The following is an 18,100-nucleotide window of genomic DNA, read 5'->3' on the forward strand; positions in this document are numbered from 1 at the left end:
GAATAGAATGAAAAACTATTTTAATAAAATCATAGAGGATGAAAGAGTAAAAACGGGACTAAAATTTTTAAAAGAAGACCATGAAAATACCCTTATTGAGCAAAAAGAGATTTGTGCTATTTCTGCACCCTCCTTTCAAGAAGAGCGTCGTGGGAAGGATTATCTAAAAAGGTTTCAAGATTTAGGTCTTGAGGATATACATATGGATGAGGTAGGAAATGTATTAGGCAAAATTTCAGGTACACAAAATGGACCAAAGCTTGTAGTAGCAGCCCATTTAGATACAGTATTTCCAGAAGAAACAGATACTACAGTGAAAGAAAAAGATGGGTACCTTTATGCTCCAGCAATTGGGGATGATACAAGAGGTCTTGCTGAAATATTATCTATTATTAGAGCATTTAGAGAAACAGGGATTGAACCTATTGGAGATGTGGTTTTTTGCGGAAATGTTTGTGAAGAAGGACTTGGCGATTTAAGAGGGGTAAAGCATTTATTTCAAAACAAAAAGGATATAGATGGATTTATGAGTATTGATGGTACTGGGGTAGGTACGATTATTCATGAGGCTACTGGAAGTCATCGATACAAGATTACATACAAAGGTTCAGGAGGACATAGCTTTAAAGATTTTGGTATGCCAAGTGCTATCCATGCTTTAGGAAGAGCTATTGCTAAGATCGGAGATTTAAAGGTGCCAGATGATCCTAAGACTACTTTTACTGTTGGTACAGTAGAAGGGGGAACTTCTGTAAATGCCATAGCAGGAGAAGCTACCATGTATGTAGATATGAGGTCTAATTCTGAAGAAGAATTATTAAAGTTAGAAAAAGATTGCCTAAAGATCGTTAAAGATGCAGTAGAGGAAGAAAATAATCGTTGGAAGCATGAAGAGAAAATTAAGGTAGATATTGAGCTTTTAGGAAATAGGCCAGCAGGAAGTCAATCAGAAAAAGAACCTATTGTAGAGGCTACTGTAGAGGCTATAAAAGCCATAGGGCTTGTACCTAAAATAAAAGGAGCAGCAAGTTCTGATGCAAATATTCCTATTTCATTAGGAATTCCTGCAATTGCAGTAGGAAGAGGAGGTATGTCAGGAGAGGTTCATACCCTAAAGGAATGGTTTGATCCAAAAGATGCTTATTATGGTCCACAAAAAACATTTTTAGCTATAGTAGGACTTGTGGGAATAAAAAATTTAAGTGAACCTCTTTTGAAAAAAAGAAGTGAGTAAATTAATAGATTAAGCGTGTTAGATAGATTTATTAAGAAGGAATGAAATTTATAAAAAAATAAAAAAAAGACCAAGGGATGCTCTTGGTCTTCTTTTACTTTATAGGAAATTATAAAATTGTAGATAACTATTACAAAGAGTAAGTGTTTATTTTGTTGGAGACTAAGCATAAAGGGAATTTATGATAAAAATAAAAAAAATAGATTGTTAATGAATAAAATAGGTTTGACATAAAATGAAAATAAATATAATATTTAAGTATGATGGAAAAATATACTAATCAAAAGAATCTTATTTTAGTTATAAAAAATAGGAATAAAATCTAAACGCAGAAAATAAAGAATATTATGCATCAAAACAGTAAATGAAGGGGGAAATAGTATGGCAAAGAATATCTTTACAAAAGAAAACTTTGCAAAATTAGAAGAAATTATTGCAAAAAATAAAGACAAGCAAGGAGCATTGATTCCAGTACTCAATGAGGCTCAAAAAATATTTGGATGTTTGCCAATAGAAGTGCAAAAAGAAATATCTAAAGGATTAAACATTTCATTAGCAGAAATATATGGTGTTGTTACTTTCTATGCCCAATTTTCATTAGAACCAAAAGGGGAATATACAATTGGTGTATGCTTAGGTACAGCCTGTTATGTGAAGGGGTCACAAAAGGTTTTAGATAGAATCAAGAAAGAACTCAATATAGAAGTAGGGAAAACGTCTCCAGATGGTAAATTCACATTAGAAGCAACAAGATGTATTGGTGCTTGTGGATTAGCTCCTGTTATGACCATTAATGAAGATGTTTATGGAAGACTTACAGAAGCAGATGTTCCAGGAATACTTCAAAAATATTAATAAAAAAGGGAGGCAAAGGAATGAAATCACTACAGGAATTAGAAAAGATTCGTCAGGAAGCAATAAAAAAAGTTGATATTAGACGAGATCGAGAAGGAACAAGAATTGTTGTAGGTATGGCAACTTGTGGGATTGCAGCAGGGGCAAGACCCGTTCTTACGGCTCTTTTAGAAGAAGTGAAATTAAGAAATCTACAAGATGTAATAGTTAGTCAGACTGGTTGCATTGGAGTCTGCAGACTTGAGCCCATTGTTGAAGTGTACAGACCCGAAGAAGAAAAAGTAACTTATGTGAAAATGACACCTGAAAAAGCGAAAAAAATCATAGCAGAACATATTGTCAATGGAAAAATTATTCATGAGTATACCATTGGAGCGGTAGAATAAAATGTAAAATAACGGTGAGGGGGTAAGCGAATGGAATTTTATAGAGCACATGTCCTAATCTGTGGGGGTACAGGATGTACTTCTTCAGGTTCACAAACGTTGATAGACACTTTTCATGAAGAATTAGAAAAAAATCATTTAAATAAAGAAGTAAAAATTGTTAAAACAGGATGTTTTGGACTTTGTGAGGCAGGTCCAATCGTCATTGTATATCCAGAAGGGGCTTTTTATAGCCATGTAAAGATAGAAGATGTTAAAAGAATTACAGAGGAACATTTATTAAAGGGAAGAATTGTAAAAGATTTATTGTTTAAAGAAGCAGTAGAAGAAGATCAAATAAGATCTATAAACGAAGTGGATTTTTATAAAAAGCAAAAAAGGGTTGCATTAAAAAATTGTGGAGTTATTAATCCCGAGGATATTAAAGAGTATATTGCTTTTGATGGATATAAGGCTTTAGGTAAAGTTTTGACAGAAATGTCAAGGGAAGAAGTAATTGATACTATAAAAAAATCAGGTCTTCGTGGCCGTGGAGGCGGTGGATTTCCAACAGGAATGAAGTGGGAATTTACTTATAAAGCAAAGGGAGATCAAAAATATGTAGCTTGTAATGCTGATGAAGGAGACCCTGGCGCATTTATGGATCGATCTGTTCTTGAAGGAGATCCTCATGCTATTATCGAAGCTATGGCTATTGCTGGTTATGCAGTTGGAGCTAATCAAGGATATGTATATGTAAGAGCAGAATATCCTATTGCTGTACATAGATTACAAATTGCTATTGATCAAGCACGGGAATATGGACTTCTTGGCAAAAATATATTTGATAAAGGATTTGACTTTGATGTAGAAATCAGACTAGGTGCTGGAGCATTTGTCTGTGGAGAGGAAACAGCGCTCCTTAATTCTATAGAAGGTAAGCGTGGTATGCCAAGACCTAGACCTCCATTCCCTGCAAATGCAGGATTATGGCAAAAACCAACTCTATTAAACAATGTAGAAACTTATGCCAACATCCCTAAGATTATTTTGAATGGTGCGGATTGGTTCTCAAGTATGGGAACAGAAAAATCAAAGGGAACAAAGGTATTTGCATTAGGAGGAAAGATCAACAATACAGGTCTTGTGGAGATTCCAATGGGAACAACTTTAAGAGAAGTTATTTATGAAATTGGTGGAGGCATTCCTAATGGCAAGAAGTTTAAAGCTGTACAAACAGGAGGTCCATCTGGAGGATGTATTACTGCTGATCATTTAGATACACCTATTGATTATGATAATCTAATTTCTCTTGGATCAATGATGGGTTCTGGCGGTATGATTGTTATGGATGAAGACAATTGTATGGTTGATATTGCAAGATTCTTTTTAGACTTTACAGTGGATGAAAGTTGTGGAAAGTGTCCACCTTGTAGAATTGGAACAAAGAGAATGCTAGAGATTTTAAATAAAATTACATCTGGCAAGGGCGAAATGGAAGATATCGATAAGCTTGAGCAATTAGCAAAAAATATTAAGGCTTCTGCTTTATGTGGATTAGGTCAGACAGCGCCAAATCCAGTACTTTCCACATTAAGATATTTTAGACATGAGTATGAGGCTCATGTAAAGGAGAAGAGATGTCCAGCAGGCGTATGTAGAGAGTTATTAGCTTATACCATTGATCCAGAAATTTGTAAAAAGTGCGGTATTTGTGCAAGTAAATGTCCAGCAGATTGTATAACTGGGGTAAAAGGAAAAGAAGTATTTAAAATAGATACAGATAAGTGTATTAAATGTGGTAATTGTATGGAAGTGTGTCCGTTCAAAGCTATTAGCAAGAAGTAATTGGAGAGGAGTGTGAGAATAGTGGAAAAAGTTACTTTGACCATTGACAATATAAAAATTGAAGTGCCAAAAAACTATACAATTCTAGAGGCAGCAAAGGAAGCTGGAATCGATATTCCTACTTTGTGTTATTTAAAGGGAATCAATGAAGTTGGCGCATGTAGAGTCTGTTTAGTTGAAATAGAAGGGGCAAGATCACTCCAGGCTTCTTGTGTCCATCCAGTAGCTGAGGGAATGGTTGTAAAAACCAATTCTAAAAGAGTAAGAGATGCGAGAAAGTCAAATGTAGAACTAATTCTTTCTAATCATAATAGAGAATGTTTAACCTGTATTAGAAATAAAAATTGTGAGCTTCAAAGTTTATCAGAAAGTTTAGGAATTCGAGATATTCCTTTTGAAGGAATCAAAACAGAGACGACTATTGATGATCTTTCCTATTCTATCGTGAGAGATCCAAGCAAATGTATTTTATGTGGTAGATGTGTAAGTGTCTGTAAAAATGTGCAAAAGATAGGGATTCTTGATTTTGCTAATAGAGGTTTTGATACGCAAGTAGTTCCAGCCTTTTCAAAGAGTATGGCAGATGCTCCTTGTACTTATTGTGGTCAATGTATTGCTGTATGTCCAGTAGCTGCATTAAGAGAAAAGGATGATATAGAAAAAGTTTGGGATGCTTTAGATGACCCAAGTAAGCATGTAGTAGTACAAACAGCTCCTGCAGTAAGAGCAGCCCTTGGGGAATGTTTTGATCTTCCAATGGGTACGAGAGTAACAGGAAAAATGGTAGCAGCTCTAAAGCGTCTTGGATTTGATAAAGTATATGATACAAACTTTGCAGCAGATCTTACGATTATGGAGGAAGGTCACGAATTATTAGGTAGAATCCAAAATGGCGGAACATTACCAATGATTACCTCTTGTTCACCAGGATGGATCAGATATTGTGAATTTAACTATCCAGAGTTTTTAGAAAATCTATCTACTTGCAAATCCCCACATCAAATGATGGGTGCAATCATTAAATCTTATTATGCAGAGAAAAATAATATCAATCCAAAAGATATATTTGTAGTCTCTATCATGCCTTGTACTTCTAAAAAAACAGAATCAGAGAGACCTGAGATGAAAGGTACAGGAAATAGAGATGTAGATGCAGTTCTTACAACAAGAGAATTAGGTAGAATGATTAAGGAAGCAAGAATTAAATTTACAGATCTTGAAGATGAGATATTTGACCAAGATTTACTAGGAGAGTATACAGGAGCTGGTGTAATTTTTGGTGCAACAGGTGGTGTAATGGAAGCAGCTTTAAGAACGGTAGCAGATGTTTTAGAAGGAAAATCTCTTGAAGAGATTGAGTATAAAGCTGTAAGAGGAGTAGAAGGAATCAAAGAAGCTGCTCTTACCTTAGGTGGAATGGAAGTAAAAATCGCTGTTGCCCATGGTACAGCGAATGCAAAGAAAGTATTAGATTTAGTGAAAAATGGAGAAAAAGAATATCATTTTATTGAAATCATGGCATGTCCTGGAGGTTGTGTATGTGGTGGAGGTCAACCTCAAGTTAGTGCAAAAACTTTAATGGAAGTGGATGTAAAGAGCATAAGAGCCAAAGTATTATATGAAGAAGATGAGAGTCGTCCTATTAGAAAATCCCATGAAAATCCACAGATTAAGAAATTATATGAAGATTTCTTAGAAAAACCTAATAGTCACAAAGCTCATGAATTATTGCATACCCACTACAAAGCAAGAGAAAAATTTCCTACAACAATGAATGATTGTTGTGAAGAGATTGCTGTTGGGAAAGAAAATAAATAATAGATAAGAGGGATTGAACTAAAATAATTTTTAATGAAAGATTCATCCCTTTACATTCATCATTAAAAGAAGCACTATGAAATTTAATTTCATAGTGCTTTTATTTTTTTATGATTATTTCATAAGGAGAAGGTAGAAGTTTTATCTGAAGAGTCTATTTTAGCCTAATTAAATGAGTATATTTTTTTGGATGAAAATGATAAATAGGTATTTTAAAATTCTACATTATTTATATTTTGACACAGATTTAACAAAAAATGTAAAACAAACATTTGGAAAATACACGGAAAATAAGATGAAATCTAAAAAATAAATTATACAATATGTTATTATTCAAATATTAAAAATGAAATAATGGTATAGAATTTGCGAAATGTATGAAATTTGCAATTGTATAGAGGAAGTGTTATTTTATCCCATTATTTTGAATTTACAATAAAAAAAAAGAAAACTTGCAAAAATGGGAAAAAAAACTTTGAAAGATTGACAAAAAAATATCCAAAAATCATTTATTATTTGATATAATAAGTTTAATTTGATAAGAAAATAACAAAAAATCTTAATATGGTCAAAAATGTAAATTTTCAAATAAAAAATAAACAAAGAGGGGGAGGTACTATGGCAAAGAATGTTTTTACTGAAGAAAACTTTGCAAAACTAGAAGAAATCATTCAAAGATACAAAGACACAAAAGGTGCTTTAATGCCTGTACTAAATGATGCACAAAAATTATTTGGTTGTCTTCCATTAGAAGTACAAAAGAAAATTTCAAAGGGATTAAATATTCCTATGGCAGAAATTTATGGAGTGGTTACATTCTATGCACAATTTTCACTAGAGCCAAAGGGAGAATATACAATTGGTGTATGCTTAGGTACAGCTTGTTATGTAAAAGGTGCACAAAAGATTATTGACAGAATCAAACAAGAAATTAATGTAGAAGTTGGAAAAACATCAGTAGATGGCAAATATACATTAGAAGCAACAAGATGTATTGGTGCTTGTGGATTAGCTCCAGTATTGACTGTGAATGAAGATGTATATGGAAGATTAGTTGAAAGTGATGTACCTGGAATTTTAGAAAAGTACTAAAAAATTAAGGAAAACGTTATAAAAGATCCTAAACGAGGAGGGAACCCTTAATGAGATCATTAGAGGAATTAGCAAAAATTCGTGAAGAAGCCATAAAAAAAGTAGATATAAGAGGGATGAAAGAAGGTACAAGAATCGTTGTAGGTATGGCTACTTGTGGCATATCAGCAGGAGCAAGACCAGTTCTTATGGCACTTTTAGAAGAAGCAAAGGTAAGAAATTTAACAGATGTTGTTGTAAGTCAGACAGGATGTATTGGGGTCTGCAGACTTGAGCCAATCGTTGAAGTGTACAGACCAGGAGAAGAAAAGGTTACTTATATAGAAATGACACCGGAAAAAGCAAAAAAAGTAATAGCAGAGCATATTGTTAATGGAAAAGTAGTAGACGAATATACTATTGGAGCGGCAGAATAGACTTTTAAATGATTTTGTGAGGAGGTTAAAGCATGGAAATTTATAGAGCGCATGTCCTAATCTGTGGAGGTACAGGATGTACATCTTCAGGTTCTCAAACATTGATAGAAGCTTTTAATGAGCATTTAGAAAAAAATAATTTAGCCAATGAGGTAAAATTAGTTAAAACAGGATGCTTTGGATTATGTGAAGCAGGTCCTATTGTTATTGTGTATCCAGAAGGTGCTTTTTATAGTCATGTAAAGGTAGAAGATGTACAAAGAATTACAGAAGAACATCTTTTAAAGGGAAGAATTGTAAAGGATTTATTATTTAAAGAAGCTGTTGAAGATGGACAGGTACGTTCAATCAATGAAGTTGATTTTTATAAAAAGCAAAAAAGAGTTGCCCTTAGAAATTGTGGGGTAATTAATCCAGAGGATATTAAAGAATATATTGCTTTTGATGGATATAAAGCATTAGGAAAAGCATTAACAGAAATGACTAGAGAAGAAGTAATCGATACAGTGAAAAAATCAGGCTTAAGAGGCCGTGGCGGCGGTGGCTTCCCAACAGGACTTAAGTGGGAATTTGCTTATAAGTCAGAAAATGATCAAAAGTATGTAGCATGTAATGCAGATGAAGGGGATCCTGGTGCATTCATGGATAGATCCGTTCTTGAAGGAGACCCACATGCCCTTGTAGAAGCTATGGCAATTGCTGCATATGCAATAGGTGCAAATCAAGGATATGTATATGTAAGAGCAGAATACCCGATTGCTGTTCATAGACTTCAAATTGCAATTGATCAAGCAAGAGAGAATGGATTATTAGGAAAAGATATATTCGGAACAGGTTTTGAGTTCGATTTAGAAATAAGACTAGGTGCAGGAGCCTTCGTATGTGGAGAAGAAACAGCACTACTTAATTCTATAGAAGGTAAACGAGGTATGCCAAGACCAAGACCTCCTTTCCCAGCAGTAAAAGGACTATGGGGAAAACCAACTATGCTAAATAACGTGGAAACTTATGCAAATATTCCTCAAATCATTCTAAATGGTGCTGAGTGGTTTGCAAGTATGGGAACAGAAAAATCAAAAGGAACAAAGGTATTTGCATTAGGTGGAAAGATTAATAATACAGGACTTTTAGAAATTCCTATGGGAACAACTCTAAGAGAAGTAATCTATGAAATCGGTGGAGGTATTCCAAATGGTAAGGCCTTTAAAGCGGTACAAACAGGTGGACCATCTGGTGGATGTATTACTGCTGATTATTTAGATACACCAATTGATTATGATAACTTAATTGCCCTAGGATCTATGATGGGTTCTGGTGGTATGATTGTTATGGATGAAGACAATTGTATGGTTGATATTGCAAGATTCTTCTTAGACTTCACAGTAGATGAGAGTTGTGGTAAATGTCCTCCATGTAGAATCGGAACAAAGAGAATGTTAGAGCTTTTAGATAAGATTACAGAAGGTAAGGGAGAAATGGAAGATATCTACAAATTAGAAAGATTGGCTGCAAATATTAAGGCTTCTGCTTTATGTGGACTTGGTCAAACGGCTCCAAATCCAGTACTTTCAACATTAAAATACTTTAGACATGAGTATGAGGCCCACGTAAAGGATAAAACATGTCCAGCTGGCGTATGTCAAGGATTATTATCTTATACTGTAGACCCAGACCTTTGTAAAAAATGTGGTATTTGTGCAAACAAATGTCCTGCTAATTGTATAGAAGGGGTAAAAGGAAAAGAAGTTTACAAAATCGATAAAGATAAGTGTATCAAGTGCGGTGCTTGTATAGAAGCTTGTCCATTTAAAGCAATCAGCAAGAAGTAAGAAGAGAGGAGAGTGAAACCAATGGAAAAAGTTACTTTAACCATTGATAATATAAAAGTAGAAGTTCCAAAGGATTATACAATCCTTCAAGCTGCAAAGACTGCTGGAATAGATATTCCTACTTTATGCTATTTAAAAGATGTAAATGAAGTAGGGGCTTGTCGTGTATGTTTAGTTGAAATACAAGGAGCAAGAGCACTTCAAGCATCTTGTGTGCATCCTGTTGCTGAAGGAATGGTTATCAAAACGAATTCAAAAAAAGTAAGAGATGCTAGAAAGTCTAATGTAGAGCTTATTCTTTCTAATCATAATAGAGAATGTTTAACTTGTGATAGAAATAATAAATGTGAGCTTCAAAGCTTAGCAGATCAATTAGGAATCAGAGAAATTCCTTTTGAAGGGGAAAAACTAGAGACAGTTATTGATGATAAATCCTTCTCTATCGTAAGAGACCCAAGCAAATGTATTCTTTGCGGTAGATGTGTAAGTACCTGTAGAAATGTACAAGAAATTGGTATTTTGGACTTTGTAAATAGAGGATATAATACACAAGTAGCACCTGCTTTTGATAAGAGTATGGCAGATGCACCATGTATTTATTGTGGACAATGTATTGTTGCCTGTCCAGTAGCAGCACTAAGAGAAAAGGACGATATTGAAAGAGTATGGGATGCCATTGATAATGAAGATGTACACGTAGTAGTACAAACAGCTCCAGCTGTAAGAGCAGCTTTAGGAGAATTATTTGGTTTACCAATCGGAACACGTGTTACAGGTAAAATGGTATCAGCACTTAAGCGTCTTGGATTTGATAAGGTATATGATACAAACTTTGCAGCAGACCTTACTATTATGGAAGAAGGTCATGAATTATTAGGTAGAATTCAAAATGGTGGAACGCTACCAATGATCACTTCTTGTTCTCCAGGATGGATTCGTTATTGTGAATTCAACTATCCAGAGTTCATAGATAATTTATCTAGCTGTAAATCTCCTCATCAAATGATGGGTGCAATTATTAAATCTTATTATGCAGAGAAGCATAATATTGATCCTAAGAAAATCTTTGTCGTTTCTATCATGCCATGTACTTCTAAAAAGACAGAATCTAGTAGAGAAGAAATGGAAGTAGCAGGTCTACGTGATGTGGATGCAGTTCTTACTACAAGAGAATTAGGAAAAATGATTAAACAAGCAAGAATCAAGTTCTTAGAGCTAGAAGATGATCAATTTGATCAAGATTTACTAGGAGACTACACAGGTGCTGGAGTAATCTTTGGTGCTACAGGTGGAGTTATGGAAGCAGCCCTTAGAACTGTTGCAGAAGTATTAGAAGGAAAATCTATTGAAAATGTAGAATACCAAGCTGTAAGAGGTATTGAAGATATTAAAGAAGCAACATTAACATTAGGTGGAATGGAAGTAAAAATTGCTGTTGCCCATGGAACAGCTAGTGCAGGAAAGCTTTTAGATATGGTTAAAAATGGAGAAAAAGAATATCACTTCATTGAAATCATGGGATGTAGTGGTGGATGTGTATGTGGTGGAGGTCAGCCACATGTGGATGCAAAAACTTTAATGGATGTAGATATAAGAGTTGAAAGAGCAAAAGCATTATACGAAGAAGATGAGATCTTAGAAATCAGAAAATCTCACGAAAATCCACAAATCATAAAGCTTTATGATGACTTCTTAGAAAAACCTAATAGTCATAAGGCACATGAGTTATTACACACTCACTACAAAAAGAGAGAAAAATATGCTACAGAGGAAGAATGTAGCTGTGGTTGTAACTGCGATTGTTAAAAATTAGGGGTAGATGTTTGCATCTACCCCTTTTATATAAAACCAGAAAGAAAATTGAAATATTAATTTTACAAATCCCTTAAATTACTATTGTTATAGATGCTTTTTTTGGGGTAGTATATAAGTAGTTATAATCTCTGACCAATGGATAGGTTTCATTGGAAGGAGTATAAAAAATAAAACTAATTGCAAGGATTTTTCTGAGCGAAAGGTAAGAGGGTGATTCAGTTGAAAATCATTTCATTTTGATGGTTAAACTTTCCTTATCTTTTAAGGGGAGTTTTTTTGTTTTAAAAGTTAAAAATAGGTTGGTGGCAATGAATATGAAAAGAACGTTCGTGCATAAAGATTGTCTAACAAAATCGTTATAAGCATTCTCTTATCTTTTCATATTCATTAAGCAATTGTTTTATTGTAGTAAAAAATTTTATAAAAAATCAATTTTGAAAACATATAGGAAATAGGTAGGAAGGGGTTAGACGTATGAATAAAAGAATAGGTGTTGTAGCAATCATCGTTGAAAAGAGAGAAAGTGTAGAAATGGTAAATAGATTATTAAGTGAATTTGGAGAGATTATCGTAGGGCGAATGGGTGTACCTTATAAGGAAAAGCATGTGAGTGTTATTTCTATTATAGTAGATGGAACAACAGATGAAATAGGGGCGCTTACTGGAAAGTTAGGAAGAGTAGAAGGTGTTACAGTAAAAAGCGCATTGACTAAGAAATAAAACAAAGAATCAATCTATTCCTAGATTTATTTAAATTTACTAACATAGATGAAAAAGATGAAGAAGCTAATAAAGGTAGCAAGAAGGAGGAAAAAAGATGAATACAAATCACATTATAAATGAAGAGAAAATAAATAAATATTTAGAAGTTGGAAAAAAGGCTAGTAAAGAAGAAATCTTGGCTATTATAGAAAAAGCAAGAGATTGTTATGGACTTAGTCTAAAGGAAGCAGCTATCCTTCTTCAAGTAGAAGATAAGAGTCTCCTAGAAAGTTTATTTGACAGCGCAAGATTTATAAAAGACAAAATATATGGGAATCGAATCGTAATATTTGCACCCCTTTATACAAGTAATGAGTGTACGAACAATTGCTTATATTGTGGCTTTCGATCAGCTAATAAAGAGCTTCATAGAAGGACATTGAGCAAAGAGGAAATTGTAGCAGAAGCAAAGGCTATTGAAAATACAGGACATAAAAGGGTTTTATTAGTATGTGGAGAAGATCCTAAAAAGACCCATATTGACCATATTACAGATGCAGTGGGAGCTATTTATGAAGATGTAGATATTAGAAGAATCAATGTAAATGCTGCCCCTATGAGTGTAGAAGACTTTAAAAAGCTAAAAAGAGCAGGAATTGGAACATTTCAGATATTCCAAGAAACCTACCATAGAGAAACTTATAAAAAGATGCATGAGGCAGGATTTAAAAGAGATTATGATTATAGATTGACAGCTATTGAACGTGCTTTTGAAGCAGGGATTGATGATTTTGGTATTGGTGCACTTCTTGGACTTTATGATTACAAATTTGATGTATTAGCAACTTTGATGCATTCAGAATATATGGATGAAAAATATAATGTAGGACCTCATACTATATCTGTACCTAGATTAAGACCTGCGTTAGGATCAGGGCTGAGTGAAACCCCTTACCCTATAAGTGATTTAGAATTCAAAAAAATTATTAGTGTTTATCGGTTAACAGTTCCTTATACAGGAATCATTTTATCAACTAGGGAAGCTGCATCTCTTCGTGATGAATTATTATCTTTGGGGGTATCTCAAATATCAGCAGGTTCTAAGACAAATCCAGGAGGATATGAAGAGGATGATCGAGAAGCTACACAATTTCAGACAAGTGATGAAAGAAGCCTTGATGAAATGCTTCAAGTAGTTTGTGAACAAGGACATCTTCCAAGCTTTTGTACAGCCTGTTATCGAGCAAATAGAACAGGAGAAGCCTTTATGGAACTTGCAAAGGATGCCCATATTCATGAGTTTTGTCAGCCTAATGCTATTCTTACCTTTAAAGAAAATTTAGTACAATTTGCGTCACTTAAGACCAAAGAAAAAGGGGAAAAAATGATCCAAAAAGAACTTGAGAAAATTGATGATAAAAAGGTAAAGGAAGAGACCTTGAAGAGATTGAAAAGAATTGAGGATGGGGAGAGGGATTTATATTTTTAACTGTGGGGGCTGATGAATTTAATGTATATTTACAAGGTGGTGAAAAGATGAATGAAAAAAAAATAAAGCACTATCTAATCATGGCAGTTTCTACAAATCATATGTTAAGAGGGGATCAGCTTCTTAAAAATGAGGGTCTTACCACATCACTAGTTCCTGCTCCTTCTGAATATGGTTCTGTGTGTGCCATTGCTATAAAAGTAAAAACAATAGATTTAGAAAAAGCAGAAATAATTTTAAAAGAAAATGACATTAGTCTGCAAGGAATTTATCCTGAGAAAATAAAAAAGCTATCAGGTCTTGTTGAAAAATTAGAGCAAGCTGTTATATCTGATGATTTTCTAAAAGTATTAAAGAAGATAGAAGAGGGAGAGGAATTATTATTTGAAGATATAGTTATCCTTCTTCAAACAGAGAGAAAGGCAGAGATGGATGCTTTATTTGCAGCTGCGGATCGTATGAGACTTGAGATTATTGGAGATGTGGTGGATATAAGAGGGGCCATAGAGTTTTCTAATATCTGTAGAAAGAACTGTAAATATTGTGGGGTTCGAAAGAGTTTAACAGATCTTGAGAGATATAGAATGGATGAAGATGAAATCATGGAAGTAGTGCATCAAATACACAATATAGGACTTCAAACGGTAATTTTGCAGTCAGGGGAAGATTTATGGTGGACGCCAGAAAAAATTGTTTCTCTTATTGAAAGAGTTAAAAAAGAAACAGGAATGAGAATTACCTTAAGTATAGGGGAAAGATCCAAGGAAGAATATGCATTATACAAAGCATCAGGAGCTGATAACTTTTTATTAAAAATTGAGTCAACAAATAAAGAAATTTTTAAATTTATCCATCCAGATGATGATTATGATCATCGGGTGAAGTGTTCTAATGATTTGAGAGAGTTAGGTTATTTGAATGGCTCAGGAAATATTATAGGTCTTCCTGGTCAAACTGCTCAAGATATTGCAAGGGATATTTTATTTTTCAAGAAAATGGGTATCAACATGATTGGTATAGGACCATTTCTTCCTGCAAAAGGGACACCTTTTGAAAAATATCCACCAGGGAGTGTAGATATGACCCTAAAGGCAGTGGCTGTAACAAGAATTGTTTGCAGACGTGTATTTATACCAGCAACGACGGCTCTAGCCTCCATTGACAAGGACGGACAAACAAAAGCATTAAAGGCAGGAGCCAATACCATTATGCTCATCAATACACCTGCAAAATATCGAGAGAACTACCAAATTTATAGTGAAAAAAATATGGTAGATTTAAAAAGTGCTGATAAAGCTATCAAGGAAGCAGGAAGGAAGTTTCCTCCTTACTTAAAATATAAGGAAGGTATAGTTTTGTAGGATGATGTTAAATTTATTTAGATAAATATTGAGGAGTTGGAGGGAGAAAACATGCAAAATACACCAAGAAGTAATCGATTGCATATTGCCATATTTGGAAAGAGAAATGCAGGTAAATCAAGCCTTATTAATGTTCTTACAAATCAAGATATTGCCCTTGTATCAAATGTTGCAGGGACTACAACAGACCCTGTTTATAAGGCAATGGAAATTTTGCCTATAGGACCTGTTGTGATTATTGATACGGCGGGACTCGATGATGAAGGAGATTTAGGGTCCTTAAGGATCAAAAAGAGTATAGAAGTACTCAATAAAACAGAATTAGCTGTTATTGTAGTAACAGCTAATGAAGGCATTACAGACTTTGATGAAGAAATGATTGCTAAAATTCAGGAAAAGAAAATCCCAATAGTCGGGGTTGTGAATAAAGTAGATACGTATGATTTAGATGAAAACACCATAAAGATATGGGAAAAGACTTATGGATTTCCTTTCGTAAAAGTGAGTGCAATGAACAAACAAGGAATCACAGCTTTAAAAGAAAAAATGATTGAACAAGCAAATATTGAAAAACATGAAAAGGTGATTCTAGGGGATTTAATTGAACCTAATGACTTTGTAGTATTAGTAACCCCTATTGATAAGGCAGCACCAAAGGGTCGAATGATTCTTCCTCAACAGCAAACAATCAGAGATGTTATTGACCATGGGGCAGTAGCTATTGTTACAAGAGAAACGGAACTCAAAGAAACGCTACATTCACTTGGCAAGAAACCAAAGCTTGTTGTAACAGACTCTCAAGTATTTAAAAAAGTAAATGAAGATACTCCAAAAGATTTAACTTTAACTTCCTTTTCTATTTTATTTGCAAGATATAAAGGAGAACTTAAACCTTTGGTATTAGGTGCTAAAAGGGTAAAAAATTTAAAACCAGGAGATCATGTATTAATCTGTGAAGGATGTACCCATCATAGACAAGATGGAGATATTGGAAAAGAGAAAATTCCAAGATGGCTTGAAAATAGGATAGGAGGAAAGCTTCATTTTGAATGGACATCTGGAAGCAAATACCCAGAGCCTGAAGAAATGAAAAAGTTTGATTTGATTATTCACTGTGGAGGATGCATGTTAAATCCTAAAGAAATGGAATTTAGAATCAATCAGGCAGTCAAAAATAAAATGCCTATTGTAAATTATGGGGTACTAATAGGTATGGTTACAGGAGTTCTTGAAAGAGCATTAGAACCCTTTCCAGAGGTAAAAGAAATGTTTGAAAAAGAATAAAAGGTTTGGAGGAGTTACTCCAATCCTTTTTTTCTTGAAAATTTGAATCTCCCGCTTGACTCATTGTTTTCAAAGGGAATGATAATACTTTCATCATCATCTTTTTGAGTTTGATAATTGGCTAATATACAGCCTGATTCTTTATAAAGTTTTAGATAACGTTTTGATGGATTGTTCAAAATCTTTCATCCTTCCTAAATTTTTTTCCAGCCTTGATGGATGATATTTACATTGTTTTGATTAGGGTCATTAGACCTTTGAATGATGCCCTCAAACAAATAGGCATTTGTTTTAGAAATACCTTCAATAATGCCGCTGCAAACGGAAAATCTTCCACTCATATCAGCATTCTTTTCAGGTAGAAAGGGTTGTTCTAATAGTAAATCATCCTTATATTCTTCATACAAATGCCACATTTTCTTTTCTAATAGATCATCACAATAGGTTACTGGAAGATGAATATCATCTAATGCTTCTTTTCTACTGATCATATAGCTGTGAGAAAATAACTTTTCTGTAAGGTGATTGATAATTTCCTCCATTTCCATTTCAAGAGAAGGTGCCATATGCATTTTCAGGAGTTTTTTGGAAACGGAACGAATTAATAAATAGGTTCTATGAATACTGCCTAATGCTAAGGGATGGACACTTTCTAGAAGCTGTGAGAATATTTTTGCTAAAGAAGCATCATCTGTAATCCCTATAGTACTTTTAAGAATTGTAATGAAAGAATAAACATCTTCCACACTTATAGGAATTCTTGCAGAAGGATTATGGGGATCTTGTGGATTAAAAACATTTGTAACATTTGGATCCACTGGGCTTAATTCAGCCATTTTTGTCATAAGGATTTCAGAGGAGCCTAATGAAATAAGGGTACCAGCACTATAGGATTTAAAGGGGATTAAAACAGAAAATTTATCTGTATATTCATAAATAAGATGCACGAGTCTTAAAGCAGTAAGTACATCGCCACCCTTTGTATATAAGAATAAATCGATAGGATCCCCTTTGGGGATTTCTTCTAAATATTCATGAAATATGGGAATAATATCTGGTGCAATTCTTGTGCTAACATTTTGTCGATCTCCAGCTATATAACAAATTACATGGGATTTTCTGATGGTTGATATTTCTTGAATGAGTTCTTTTCTTCTTTGATGATGCATCATAGCAACGATCCTTTCTATTATTCAATAGTAACCAAAAATATTATTTGAATTTTACACGAAAAATATTGCTCTTTTTTTTTCGAATAATTTAGAGTCCAAAAATCAATAATAGTAAAGGTAAATAAATTAATAAAAAAATGAGGAGGAACAAACATGCATTTTACAAATCAACAAATTTCAGGAACAATTTCAAATCAATTACATTTTGCTCCAGTATCAAGAACTATTTCTAATATAGGTACTACAGTAACTTATAGCTTAAATCCATCTAGTCAAGTAAGTGCTCATAACACATTAAATACTGTATCTGGAAATATGAATGTAGCAGGTACAAACCAATTTGTAGCTTATCCTCAAACTCAATGGAATCAATTAGGAATGAATAATGTAAATACAGCTATCAATGCTAGTCAATTTAATCAATTAACTAGTGGTGGATTTATTTCAAATACAATGATTCCTTCTCAAGGATATTATGTAAGAAGCTTAATGGTTCAACCATCTATAGATATTTCTGAAACAACTAGTGATGTAGTTGTTACTGCTTGCGTAGGAAATTTAGGAATTCATGATGTAAACTTAAATGTAACAGATAATTCTGTTACTATTTCAGGTGTTGCATGGACAGGTGCTGAAAATGTTGTATTAAATAGAACAGTAGCTCTTCCAACTAGTGTAAGAGCAGAAGCGATTGATGCAAACTTACAAAGTGGTATTATGGAAATCAGATGCCCTAAAATTGAAAAAAGTATCAGACAAAGAACAACAATCAATGCAGATACAATCCAAGCAAAATAATTAGGAAACTTAAAAAAGGTTA

General features: G+C 33.8%; 16 protein-coding genes. 14 read left to right on the top strand and 2 right to left on the bottom strand.

Annotated features, from left to right (window positions below):
- Window positions 1-7: 7 nt before the first annotated feature.
- From K7H06_RS03095 to hydF, 13 genes are all read left to right on the top strand, one after another.
- Window positions 8-1,234 carry a M20/M25/M40 family metallo-hydrolase gene (locus tag K7H06_RS03095; protein ID WP_246637691.1) on the top strand — a complete coding sequence of 409 codons (1,227 nt, stop codon included), beginning with the start codon at window positions 8-10 and terminating at the stop codon, window positions 1,232-1,234.
- 381 nt (window positions 1,235-1,615) lie between these two features.
- Complete coding sequence (nuoE, locus tag K7H06_RS03100) at window positions 1,616-2,089, top strand: NADH-quinone oxidoreductase subunit NuoE (RefSeq protein ID WP_223038508.1); 474 nt, start codon at window positions 1,616-1,618, stop codon at window positions 2,087-2,089.
- 20 nt (window positions 2,090-2,109) lie between these two features.
- A complete protein-coding gene (locus K7H06_RS03105; protein WP_223038509.1) occupies window positions 2,110-2,475 on the top strand; it encodes a (2Fe-2S) ferredoxin domain-containing protein in 366 nt (121 codons plus the stop codon).
- A 30-nt stretch (window positions 2,476-2,505) separates the two neighbouring features.
- Window positions 2,506-4,302 carry an NADH-quinone oxidoreductase subunit NuoF gene (nuoF, locus tag K7H06_RS03110; RefSeq protein ID WP_223038510.1) on the top strand — a complete coding sequence of 599 codons (1,797 nt, stop codon included), beginning with the start codon at window positions 2,506-2,508 and terminating at the stop codon, window positions 4,300-4,302.
- A 21-nt stretch (window positions 4,303-4,323) separates the two neighbouring features.
- Window positions 4,324-6,120 carry an NADH-dependent [FeFe] hydrogenase, group A6 gene (locus K7H06_RS03115; RefSeq protein WP_223038511.1) on the top strand — a complete coding sequence of 599 codons (1,797 nt, stop codon included), beginning with the start codon at window positions 4,324-4,326 and terminating at the stop codon, window positions 6,118-6,120.
- Window positions 6,121-6,738: 618 nt separating this feature from the next.
- A complete protein-coding gene (locus K7H06_RS03120; RefSeq protein ID WP_223038512.1) occupies window positions 6,739-7,212 on the top strand; it encodes an NADH-quinone oxidoreductase subunit NuoE family protein in 474 nt (157 codons plus the stop codon).
- 50 nt (window positions 7,213-7,262) lie between these two features.
- Complete coding sequence (locus K7H06_RS03125; protein ID WP_223038513.1) at window positions 7,263-7,628, top strand: (2Fe-2S) ferredoxin domain-containing protein; 366 nt, start codon at window positions 7,263-7,265, stop codon at window positions 7,626-7,628.
- Between the two features lie 32 nt (window positions 7,629-7,660).
- Window positions 7,661-9,457, top strand: a complete 1,797-nt coding sequence (gene nuoF / locus K7H06_RS03130) for an NADH-quinone oxidoreductase subunit NuoF (RefSeq protein WP_223038514.1) — start codon at window positions 7,661-7,663, stop codon at window positions 9,455-9,457.
- A gap of 21 nt (window positions 9,458-9,478) precedes the next feature.
- Window positions 9,479-11,263 carry an NADH-dependent [FeFe] hydrogenase, group A6 gene (locus tag K7H06_RS03135; protein ID WP_223038515.1) on the top strand — a complete coding sequence of 595 codons (1,785 nt, stop codon included), beginning with the start codon at window positions 9,479-9,481 and terminating at the stop codon, window positions 11,261-11,263.
- Between the two features lie 483 nt (window positions 11,264-11,746).
- On the top strand, window positions 11,747-11,992 hold the full coding sequence (locus K7H06_RS03140; protein WP_223038516.1) for a TM1266 family iron-only hydrogenase system putative regulator: 246 nt from the start codon (window positions 11,747-11,749) through the stop codon (window positions 11,990-11,992).
- A gap of 97 nt (window positions 11,993-12,089) precedes the next feature.
- Entirely contained in the window at window positions 12,090-13,463 is a 1,374-nt protein-coding gene (gene hydG, locus K7H06_RS03145) for a [FeFe] hydrogenase H-cluster radical SAM maturase HydG (protein ID WP_223038517.1), read from the top strand.
- 47 nt (window positions 13,464-13,510) lie between these two features.
- On the top strand, window positions 13,511-14,824 hold the full coding sequence (gene hydE / locus K7H06_RS03150) for a [FeFe] hydrogenase H-cluster radical SAM maturase HydE (protein ID WP_223038518.1): 1,314 nt from the start codon (window positions 13,511-13,513) through the stop codon (window positions 14,822-14,824).
- 51 nt (window positions 14,825-14,875) lie between these two features.
- Window positions 14,876-16,108, top strand: a complete 1,233-nt coding sequence (gene hydF / locus K7H06_RS03155) for a [FeFe] hydrogenase H-cluster maturation GTPase HydF (protein ID WP_223038519.1) — start codon at window positions 14,876-14,878, stop codon at window positions 16,106-16,108.
- Between the two features lie 14 nt (window positions 16,109-16,122).
- On the opposite strand, the gene K7H06_RS03160 is transcribed toward hydF, so the two are convergent.
- Window positions 16,123-16,287 carry a hypothetical protein gene (locus K7H06_RS03160; protein WP_223038520.1) on the bottom strand — a complete coding sequence of 55 codons (165 nt, stop codon included), beginning with the start codon at window positions 16,285-16,287 and terminating at the stop codon, window positions 16,123-16,125.
- Window positions 16,288-16,302: 15 nt separating this feature from the next.
- Window positions 16,303-17,280 carry an SDH family Clp fold serine proteinase gene (locus K7H06_RS03165; protein WP_246637618.1) on the bottom strand — a complete coding sequence of 326 codons (978 nt, stop codon included), beginning with the start codon at window positions 17,278-17,280 and terminating at the stop codon, window positions 16,303-16,305.
- 153 nt (window positions 17,281-17,433) lie between these two features.
- On the opposite strand from K7H06_RS03165, the gene K7H06_RS03170 reads away from it, so the two are divergent.
- Window positions 17,434-18,078, top strand: a complete 645-nt coding sequence (locus K7H06_RS03170) for an Hsp20/alpha crystallin family protein (RefSeq protein WP_223038521.1) — start codon at window positions 17,434-17,436, stop codon at window positions 18,076-18,078.
- The last annotated feature ends 22 nt before the right edge of the window (window positions 18,079-18,100 follow it).

Source organism: Crassaminicella profunda (genome assembly GCF_019884785.1).
Lineage (GTDB): Bacteria > Bacillota > Clostridia > Peptostreptococcales > Thermotaleaceae > Crassaminicella > Crassaminicella profunda.

What these genes read in the sequence shown, in the direction of transcription:
- K7H06_RS03095 (WP_246637691.1), top strand. Translation starts at nt 8, where the DNA reads ATGAAAAACTATTTTAATAAAATCATAGAGGATGAAAGAGTAAAAACG.
- nuoE (WP_223038508.1), top strand. Translation starts at nt 1,616, where the DNA reads ATGGCAAAGAATATCTTTACAAAAGAAAACTTTGCAAAATTAGAAGAA.
- K7H06_RS03105 (WP_223038509.1), top strand. Translation starts at nt 2,110, where the DNA reads ATGAAATCACTACAGGAATTAGAAAAGATTCGTCAGGAAGCAATAAAA.
- nuoF (WP_223038510.1), top strand. Translation starts at nt 2,506, where the DNA reads ATGGAATTTTATAGAGCACATGTCCTAATCTGTGGGGGTACAGGATGT.
- K7H06_RS03120 (WP_223038512.1), top strand. Translation starts at nt 6,739, where the DNA reads ATGGCAAAGAATGTTTTTACTGAAGAAAACTTTGCAAAACTAGAAGAA.
- K7H06_RS03125 (WP_223038513.1), top strand. Translation starts at nt 7,263, where the DNA reads ATGAGATCATTAGAGGAATTAGCAAAAATTCGTGAAGAAGCCATAAAA.
- nuoF (WP_223038514.1), top strand. Translation starts at nt 7,661, where the DNA reads ATGGAAATTTATAGAGCGCATGTCCTAATCTGTGGAGGTACAGGATGT.
- K7H06_RS03135 (WP_223038515.1), top strand. Translation starts at nt 9,479, where the DNA reads ATGGAAAAAGTTACTTTAACCATTGATAATATAAAAGTAGAAGTTCCA.
- K7H06_RS03140 (WP_223038516.1), top strand. Translation starts at nt 11,747, where the DNA reads ATGAATAAAAGAATAGGTGTTGTAGCAATCATCGTTGAAAAGAGAGAA.
- hydG (WP_223038517.1), top strand. Translation starts at nt 12,090, where the DNA reads ATGAATACAAATCACATTATAAATGAAGAGAAAATAAATAAATATTTA.
- hydE (WP_223038518.1), top strand. Translation starts at nt 13,511, where the DNA reads ATGAATGAAAAAAAAATAAAGCACTATCTAATCATGGCAGTTTCTACA.
- hydF (WP_223038519.1), top strand. Translation starts at nt 14,876, where the DNA reads ATGCAAAATACACCAAGAAGTAATCGATTGCATATTGCCATATTTGGA.
- K7H06_RS03165 (WP_246637618.1), bottom strand. Translation starts at nt 17,280, where the DNA reads ATGATGCATCATCAAAGAAGAAAAGAACTCATTCAAGAAATATCAACC.
- K7H06_RS03170 (WP_223038521.1), top strand. Translation starts at nt 17,434, where the DNA reads ATGCATTTTACAAATCAACAAATTTCAGGAACAATTTCAAATCAATTA.